The organism is Streptomyces aurantiacus JA 4570, assembly GCF_000414115.1.
In the GTDB taxonomy this organism is placed as follows: domain Bacteria; phylum Actinomycetota; class Actinomycetes; order Streptomycetales; family Streptomycetaceae; genus Streptomyces; species Streptomyces aurantiacus_A.
Genome location: NZ_AOPZ01000006.1, coordinates 1 through 8973, shown reverse-complemented (window position 1 = coordinate 8973; position 8973 = coordinate 1). Strand labels below are relative to the sequence as shown.

Annotated in this window: 3 protein-coding genes and 1 tRNA gene; 1 reads left to right on the top strand and 3 read right to left on the bottom strand. The window is 69.5% G+C overall.

The window, feature by feature from the left end; genetic code table 11:
• Positions 1-5017 (bottom strand): HAMP domain-containing protein (locus STRAU_RS00625; protein WP_203227330.1); only part of this gene is annotated, 5017 nt, incomplete at its 3' end.
• Between the two features lie 305 nt (positions 5018-5322).
• On the opposite strand from STRAU_RS00625, the gene STRAU_RS00620 reads away from it, so the two are divergent.
• The gene (locus STRAU_RS00620) at positions 5323-7941 is read left to right on the top strand and encodes a SpoIIE family protein phosphatase (protein ID WP_016638258.1); all 2619 of its coding nucleotides are present in this window, start codon (positions 5323-5325) and stop codon (positions 7939-7941) included.
• Between the two features lie 86 nt (positions 7942-8027).
• Here STRAU_RS00620 and STRAU_RS00615 read toward each other — a convergent pair.
• Positions 8028-8100: transfer RNA gene (locus STRAU_RS00615), tRNA-Thr, on the bottom strand.
• An 87-nt stretch (positions 8101-8187) separates the two neighbouring features.
• Positions 8188-8847: a DegT/DnrJ/EryC1/StrS family aminotransferase gene (locus STRAU_RS00610; protein ID WP_016638256.1), complete on the bottom strand. Its 660-nt coding sequence runs from the start codon at positions 8845-8847 to the stop codon at positions 8188-8190.
• Between the last annotated feature and the right edge of the window lie 126 nt (positions 8848-8973).

The window sequence follows — 8973 nt, the reverse complement described above, 5'->3', positions numbered from 1 at the left end:
CGGACCGGCGGCGGCGCCGGAACAGCGCGGCGGGTCCTGGCGGCGTCTGCGGGGGCGTGGCGGCGGCCGCGTCCGGTGCCTGAGGCTCGGGCCGCTCGCCGTTTTCCGTGGGCTCCAGGGGCTCCAGAGCGGCCAGCTCGGGCGTCGCGGGCGGCGGCGGGAGCTGGGTGTAGCCCTGCGGCGGCAGTTCGCTGGGGTGCAGCGGCAAATACAGCGTGAAGGTGGAGCCGCGGCCCGGCTCGCTCGCCGCGTGGATCTCGCCGCCGAGCAGCCGCGCGATCTCCCGGCTGATCGACAGGCCGAGGCCGGTGCCGCCGTACTTGCGGCTCGTGGTGCCGTCGGCCTGCTTGAACGCCTCGAAGATCACCCGCATCTTGCTGGCGGCGATGCCGATGCCGGTGTCGGCCACGGAGAACGCGATCAGGTCGGCGTCGGCGTCCCGCAGCGAACCGGCCTCCAGGAGCTGCTCCCGGATGGCGTTGGGCACGTCGTTGCTGGCGAGCCGGATGACCAGTTCGACCGCTCCGGAGTCGGTGAACTTCACCGCGTTGGCCAGCAGGTTGCGCAGCACCTGCAAGAGGCGCTGTTCGTCCGTGTGCAGCGTCGCGGGCAGCTCCGGCGACACGCGTACGGAGAAGTCGAGTCCCTTCTCTGCGGTCAGCGGGCGGAAAGTGGCCTCTACGTAGTCCACGAGTTGGACGAGCGCGATGCGCGTCGGGCTGACGTCCATCTTGCCCGCCTCGACCTTCGACAGGTCGAGGATGTCGTTGATGAGCTGGAGCAGGTCCGAGCCCGCGCCGTGGATCGTCTCGGCGAACTCCACCTGCTTGGGCGTGAGGTTCGCGTCGGCGTTGTCGGCGAGCAACTTGGCCAGGATCAGCAGGGAGTTGAGCGGCGTACGCAGCTCGTGCGACATGTTCGCGAGGAACTCGGACTTGTAGCGCATCGAGACCGCGAGCTGTTCGGCGCGCTCCTCGAGGACCTGGCGGGCCTCTTCGATCTCGGTGTTCTTGACCTCGATGTCGCGGTTCTGCTGGGCGAGCAGCGCGGCCTTGTCCTCCAGTTCGGCGTTGGACTCCTGCAGCGCCTTCTGCCGGTTCTCCAACTCCTCGGAGCGCTCGCGCAGTTGCTCGGTCAGTTCCTGCGACTGCTTGAGCAGGATCTCCGTCTTGGTGTTGACGCTGATGGTGTTGACGCTAGTCTCGATCATCTCGGCGATCTGGCTGAGGAAGTCCTTCTGGATCTGCGTGAACGGCTGGAAGGACGCCAGCTCGATGACCCCGAGCACCTTGCCTTCGAAGAGCACCGGCAACACGATGACCTGCGCCGGGGGCGCCTCGCCGAGCCCGGAGGCGATCCGCAGATAGCCGGACGGGGCGTTCTCCACGAGGATGGTGCGCCGCTCCTTGGCGGCCGTTCCGATCAGCGTCTCACCGGGCCGGAACGACGTCGGCATGGAACCCATCGAATAGCCGTAGCTGCCCAGCATGCGCAGCTCGTACGCGTCCTCGTCACCGGTCAGGTCCTGCGCGTCGTCGGTGGGCATGGCCAGGAAGAACGCGCCGTGCTGTGCCGAGACGACCGGCGTCAGCTCACTCATGATCAGCGAGGCGACGTCCTCCAGGTCGCGGCGGCCCTGCATCAGGCCGGAGATCCGCGCCAGGTTGCCCTTGAGCCAGTCCTGTTCCTTGTTGGCGAGGGTGGTGTCGCGGAGGTTCGCGATCATCGTGTTGATGTTGTCCTGGAGGACCTGGATCTCGCCCGCCGCGTCCACGTCGATCTTCAGGTTCAGGTCGCCGCGCGTCACCGCGGTGGCGACGGCCGCGATCGCGCGCACCTGCCGGGTGAGGTTCCCGGCCATCTCGTTCACGGACTCCGTCAGGTCGCGCCAGGTGCCGTCGACGTCCCGCACCCGCGCCTGGCCGCCCAGCTGGCCCTCGGTGCCCACCTCGCGGGCGACCCGGGTGACCTGCTCGGCGAACGACGACAGCTGGTCGACCATCGTGTTGATGGTGGTCTTGAGCTCAAGGATCTCGCCGCGCGCGTCGATGTCGATCTTCTTGGTGAGGTCGCCCTTGGCGATGGCCGTGGTGACCATCGCGATGTTGCGCACCTGACCGGTCAGGTTGGACGCCATCCCGTTCACGGACTCGGTGAGGTCCTTCCACGTACCGGACACTCCCGGGACGCGGGCCTGGCCTCCGAGGATGCCGTCCGTACCCACCTCACGGGCCACCTTCGTGACCTGGTCGGCGAACGAACTCAGCGTCTTCACCATGGTGTTGAAGGTGTCCGCGAGCTGCGCGACCTCGCCGCGCGCCTCGATCGTCACCGTCTTCGTGAGGTCGCCGTTGGCGACGGCCGCGGCGACCTGCGAGATGTTCCGCACCTGCATGGTCAGGTTGTTGGCCATCAGGTTGACGTTGTCGCTGAGGTCCTTCCAGATGCCCGTGACGCCGACCACCCGCGCCTGACCGCCCAGCTTGCCCTCCGTGCCCACCTCACGGGCCACCCGCGTGACCTGCTCCGCGAACGACGACAACTGGTCGACCATGGTGTTCACCGTCGTGACGAGCTCGAGAATCTCGCCCTTCGCGTCGACGGTGATCTTCTTGGACAGGTCGCCCATGGCCACGGCCGTGGTGACCTCGGCGATGTTGCGCACCTGGAGGGTGAGGTTGTTCGCCATGCCGTTCACGGACTGCGTCAGGTCCTTCCACGTACCCGACACGCCCTGCACCTCGGCCTGTCCGCCGAGGATGCCGTCCGTACCCACCTCGCGGGACACCCGCGTCACCTGCTCGGCGAAGGCCGAGAGCTGGTCCACCATCGTGTTGAGGGTGTTCTTCAGCTCCAGGATCTCGCCCCGGGCGTCCACGTCGATCTTCTGCGACAGGTCACCGCGCGCCACCGCGGTCGCGACCTGCGCGATGTTGCGCACCTGCGCGGTGAGGTTGCCGGCCATGCCGTTCACGGAGTCCGTGAGGTCGCGCCACACACCGGCCACGCCGGGCACCTGCGCCTGCCCGCCCAGCCGGCCCTCCGTGCCCACCTCGCGCGCCACGCGCGTCACCTGGTCGGCGAACGCGGAAAGCTGGTCGACCATCGTGTTGATGGTGTTCTTCAGCTCCAGGATCTCGCCGCGCGCGTCCACGTCGATCTTCTGCGACAGGTCACCGCGCGCCACCGCCGTCGTCACTTGGGCGATCTGACGCACCTGCGAAGTCAGGTTCCCCGCCATGAAGTTGACGGAGTCCGTGAGCTCCTTCCACGTACCGCTGACACCGTCCACGCGCGCCTGGCCGCCGAGGCGCCCCTCCGTGCCCACGTCCCGCGCCATCCGCGTGACCTGGTCGGCGAACGACGACAGCTGGTCCACCATGGTGTTCACGGTGTTCTTCAGCTGAAGCATCTCTCCGGAGACGTCGACCGTGACCTTCTGGGAGAGGTCGCCGTTCGCCACCGCCGTCGTCACCTGCGCGATGTTGCGCACCTGACCGGTGAGGTTGCGGAAGGCGGTGTTCACCGAGTCGGTGAGGTCCTTCCACGTGCCCGCGGCGCCCGGCACCTGCGCCTGCCCGCCGAGCTCGCCCTCGACGCCGACCTCCCGCGCCACCCGCGTCACTTCGGCACCGAAGGAGGAAAGCTGGTCCACCATCGTGTTGACGGTGTTCTTCAACTCCAGCATCTCGCCCGCGACATCGACGGTGACCTTCTGCGACAGGTCGCCGTTCGCCACCGCCGTGGTCACCTGCGCGATGTCGCGCACCTGAGTCGTCAGGTTCCGGAAGACCGTGTTGACGGAGTCGGTCAGATCCTTCCAAGTGCCCGCGGCACCCGGCACATTGGCCTGCCCGCCGAGCTGCCCCTCGGCACCGACCTCGTTGGCGACGCGCGTCACCTCGTCCGCGAACGTACGCAGCGTCTCCGTCATCTGGTTGATGGTCTCGGCGAGCTGGGCCACCTCGCCGCGCGCGCTCACCCGCACCTTCTGCGACAGATCGCCGTTCGCGACGGCCGTCGTGACCTGGGCGATGCCCCGCACCTGCGCGGTCAGGTTGCCCGCCATCAGGTTGACCGAATCGGTGAGGTCCTTCCACACACCCGCGACGCCCGGCACCTGCGCCTGCCCGCCGAGCTCGCCCTCCGTGCCGACCTCCCGGGCGACCCGGGTCACCTCGGAGGAGAACGAGGAGAGCTGGTCCACCATCGTGTTGACGGTGTTCTTCAGCTCCAGCATCTCGCCGGCCACATGCACGGTGACCTTGCGCGACAGATCACCCTTCGCGACCGCGGTCGTCACCAGGGCGATGTCCCGCACCTGCGCCGTCAGCCGGTACGCCATCGTGTTGACCGAATCCGTGAGGTCCTTCCACGAACCGGACATACCTCGCAACCGGGCCTGCCCGCCCAGCTTGCCCTCCGTGCCCACCTCGCTGGCCACCCGCGTGACCTCGTCGGTGAACGTCGAGAGCTGGTCCACGAGGTTGTTGACCGTGCGCCCCACCTTCAGGAACTCGCCACGCAGCGGATGGCCGTTGCCCTCGTCCACCTGCGCGCGCAGCTCCATACGCTGCTCCAGGTCGCCCTCCGCGACCGCGGAAAGGACACGGCCGACCTCGGAGACGGGCCGTACGAGATCCTCCACCAGCGCGTTGGAGGCGTCGATCGCCGCCGCCCAGGAGCCCTCCATGGCCCCGCCCTGCAGGCGCTCTGTGAGCTTTCCCTCACGCCCGACGGTGCGCCGCACCCGCGACAACTCACCGGTGAGATGGAGGTTACGGTCGGCGACCTCATTGAAGACGGCAGCGATCTCCGACATCACATCGTCGCCGGACACCGTGAGACGCTTGCGGAAATTGCCGTCCCGCATCGCCACCAGAGCGGCAAGCAGCCTGTTCAGGGCCGCGGCGTCCACCGTGGCCGTCGTCCCGTTGCGCGGCTTGCGCTGACTGTTCAGGGACCGTCCGTCTTTCGCGCGCGTCTTAGCGGCCCGCGTCGCAGCGCCAGACTCCACTGTGTCCCTCCCGCAAGGGTCGACCGTACTGCTGGGGGCTCCTTCTGGAGCCCGTCCAGTGTTTCACCATGGCCGAACCAGGCCATAACAGTTCGGCAGCTTCGCACACCGTCCGCACACCCTCCGGGCGGAAAGACTGGCGACCGGCATCAGCATGGACGGCGAAGGTAAGTAACCTGGCATCCGGCTGTCCAACCACCCCGGTCCTGCCCGGCCAGGGCGGTGGCACACATAACAGCGGGCATCGGAGGGGCGGCCGCACCATGGGACTGCAGATTCCCGGGGGACTGAGGACGAGGAGCTCTGTGATCACCGCGCGCGCGGCTGCGACTTTCGAACCCGTCGGGCGTTCCGTCGCGACGGCCCGCTCGTTCGTCCGCGACACACTCCAGGGGTGGGGCTTCACGGACGTCGTCGACGACGCGGTCGTGCTGACCAGTGAGCTCGTCACGAACGCCGTCGTGCACGCGGGCACCGCCGCCGATGTCCTGTGTCTGCGCACCGAGGACGCCGTCCGCATCGAGGTATCCGATCACTATCCCGAGCGCGAGATCCCCCTCCAGGGCTCCCCCGCGACCATGGGCAGCCCCGACCGAGAGGGCGGCCGCGGCCTCCAGCTCTGCGCCGCGCTCGCCACCCGCTGGGGCGTCGACTACACCTCGACCCACAAGCAGGTCTGGTTCCAACTCGACCTGCCCGACCGCCCCGTGGGCACCCGCGCCGCCGGCCCCGCCCTCCCGCCGGACCTGCTCCCGCTCACCGACGGCCGCGTCCGCGTCGCCGTCGTCCAGATCGACCGCACGGGCGCCATCTCCGCGTGGAACGAGGACGCCGAGGAACTGTTCGGGTACGTCGCCGAGCAGGTCACCGGCAAGCCCCTCACCGACTTCGCCGCCTGGCCGCACACCCCCGGCACCAGCACCGGCATCGCCGACGCCCTCCAGCTCTCCCGCTGGGAGGGCAGCTACGGCATCCGCGACGCCGGCGGCCGCGTCACCCCCGTCTACGCCTCTCACCTGCGCGTCCGCGACACCGACGGCGAGCCCTCCACGGTCTGCCTTCTGGTACGTGACGACGAGCGCGCCGTCCTCCAGACCCCGCTGCGCGGCCCGGCCCCCGAGCCCGGCACGCTCAGCGAGCCGCACACCGCCGACCCCTTCGAAGTCTTCATCGGCTCCCCCGCGCCCGACGACCTGGACGGCCTCCTCCAGCGCACGGTCGAGCGCGCCCGCGACATGCTCGACGGCGACGCGGCCTTCCTGCTCCTGGCCACGGACGACGAGACGGAACTGGAGGTGCGGGCCTCCACCGGGCTCCCCTCCGCCCGCCAGCGCTTCGCCCGCGTCCCCGTAGAGGCCGGACCGGGCCGGTACGGCTCCGCGCGGATGCCCGCCGTCCACGAGGACCTCACCGTCGTGCCGGGCGCCGTGCCGCTGCTCAACGGCACCGGCATGCGCTCGGTGGTCACGGTCCCGCTGAAGGTCGAGGGCCGCCTCACGGGGTCCCTGGGCGTCGCCGCCGAGTCCCCCGACCGGTACTCGAACGAAGAGGCCCTGCGCCTGCAGTTCGCCGCCGACCGCATCGCCCTCGCCGTCGAGTCGGCCCGCCTCGGCGAGCTGGAGCGCCTGCGCCGCGGCTCCCTGTCCTTCCTCGTGGAGGCGTCCGACCTGCTGGCGGGCACCCTCGACCGCGACCAGACCCTGGCCCTCATGGCCCAGATGACGGTCCCCACGCTCGCCACCTGGTGCGCCGTCTACACGATCGCCGACCAGGCGTCGGAGCCGTATCTGTCGTTCGTCCTGCACGAGGACGAGGAGCGCATCGACGGCCTCAAGGCCCTCCTGGCGAAGGTCGACCCGCCGGACCCGGTCCCGACCCCGGGAGCCCGCGTCTGGACCGCCCCCTCCGAAGCCGCGCACCAGGCCGCTCTGCGTACGTCAATGCGCAACCTCGGCCTCGGCGAACCGATGACGGTCGGCTCCGGCATCGGCACGACGCTGTCCACGGCCTCCGCGGTGGGCGGCGAGACGGTCGTCCTGCCCCTGGTGGCCCGCAACCGCGTCATCGGCATGCTGGTCCTCGGCAAGCCCTCCGACGAGCACTTCCGCCAGGAGATCCTGGAGCTGGCCGAGGACCTGTCCCGCCGGGCCGCCCTGGCCCTGGACAACGCCCGCCTGTACTCGGAGCGCATGGCGATCAGCCAGTCCCTCCAGCGCAGCCTCCTGCCGCCCGGCCTGCCCCAGGTCCCGGGCGTGGAGGTGGAGGTCATCTACCGCGCGGCCGGCGAGGGCAACGAGGTCGGCGGCGACTTCTACGACCTCTTCCCCATCCGCGACGGCGCGTACGGCTTCGCCATCGGCGACGTGTGCGGCACGGGCCCCGAGGCGGCCGCGGTCACGGGCCTGGCCCGGCACGCGCTGCGCCTCCTTGCCCGCGAGGGCTTCGGCGGCCCCGCGGTCCTGGAGCGCCTGAACGCGGCGATCCTCGACGAGGGCGCCCGCAGCCGCTTCCTGACGCTGTTGTACGGCGAGTTGTGGCCCCAGGAGGACGGCTCGGCGGTCCTGAAGATCGTCTGCGCCGGCCATCCGCTGCCGCTGCGCCTGCGCCAGGACGGCACGGTCGAGCCGTACGCGGAGCCGCAGCCGCTGCTCGGCGTCATGGACGACCTGGAGCTGTACGAGCAGACGGTGACTCTCGACCCGGGCGATGTCCTGCTGTGTGTCACGGACGGCGTCACGGAGCGCCGCGAGGGCACGCGCATGCTGGGCGACGACGGCCTCGCCGATGTCCTGACCACCTGCACGGGCCTCACGGCGGGCGCGGTGGCGGCGCGCATCATGCGGGCGGTGGAGCGCTTCGCGACGGACGCTCCGTCGGACGACATGGCGATCCTGGCGATGCGCGTCCCGGGCCTCGACGACTGAACCCATGCCCCTGCCGGGGCGACAACCACAGTGACCAACAAAGAAGGCCACCGTCCCCAGGACGATGGCCTTCTCTTTCTTGGCGGAGCCCCCAAGCGGAATCGAACCGCTGACCTTCTCCTTACCATGGAGACGCTCTACCGACTGAGCTATAGGGGCCAGTTGTGCCTTGCGAGGTTTCCCGCGCGGCAACGGAATAGATCATACCCGAACATCAGGCGGTCCCGAACCGCCCTCTTCAATCCCTCAGAAGGCGGGTTGAAGGAGCCCTCCGAGCGCGTTGCACGCCGATACGATCCGCTGCAGTTCGCGGCGGGACAGTGAGTCGTCCACGGGCAGTGCGAGGGTCTCGTCGGCGGCCCGCTCGGTGGCGGGCAGTTCCACGTCGCGCCAGAACTTCGGCGTGCGGTGCAGCGGTGTCTTCACGGGTACGTGGCAGTCGACTCCCCTGGCCCGTACGGCCCGCGCGAACGCGTCGCGGTCCGGCCGCCCGTTGCCGGGCACTCGCACGACGTATTGGTGGCTGTGGGCGGCGTGCTCGGTCGGTGTTATGACTCCGGTCAGGCGCCCGTTCAGATAGGCCGCGCAGGCCCGCCGCTGCGGGAGTCCGTCATGCGGCGCGTCCAGTTCGCCTTGTTCCAGTACGAGGAGTCCGTGCCGCCGTCCGACGGAGTGCAGGCCGGCGATGTCTGCCTGGTTCCCGAAGCGGTGTACGGCGACGACGGCGGCGGTGCGGTCGGTGACGACGGCGTCGACCGCCGCGGGGCTGAGGCAGTACGTCAGTGGATCGATGTCGGCGAACACGGGCATGGCGCCCGCGAGCACGACGTCCTCGGCGACTTCGGCGTTCCCGTACGCGGGCACGATGACCTCGTCACCGCTCCCGACTCCGGCGGCTCGCAGCATTGCGTGTGTCCCCATGTCGCGGATGTTGGTCTCGCAACGTGAACAACGAGTGACGCACAACAAAAAAGAGCTGGTCCCCGAACCGAAGTTCAGGGACCAGCTCTCTTTTATCAAATTTAGTTCGGC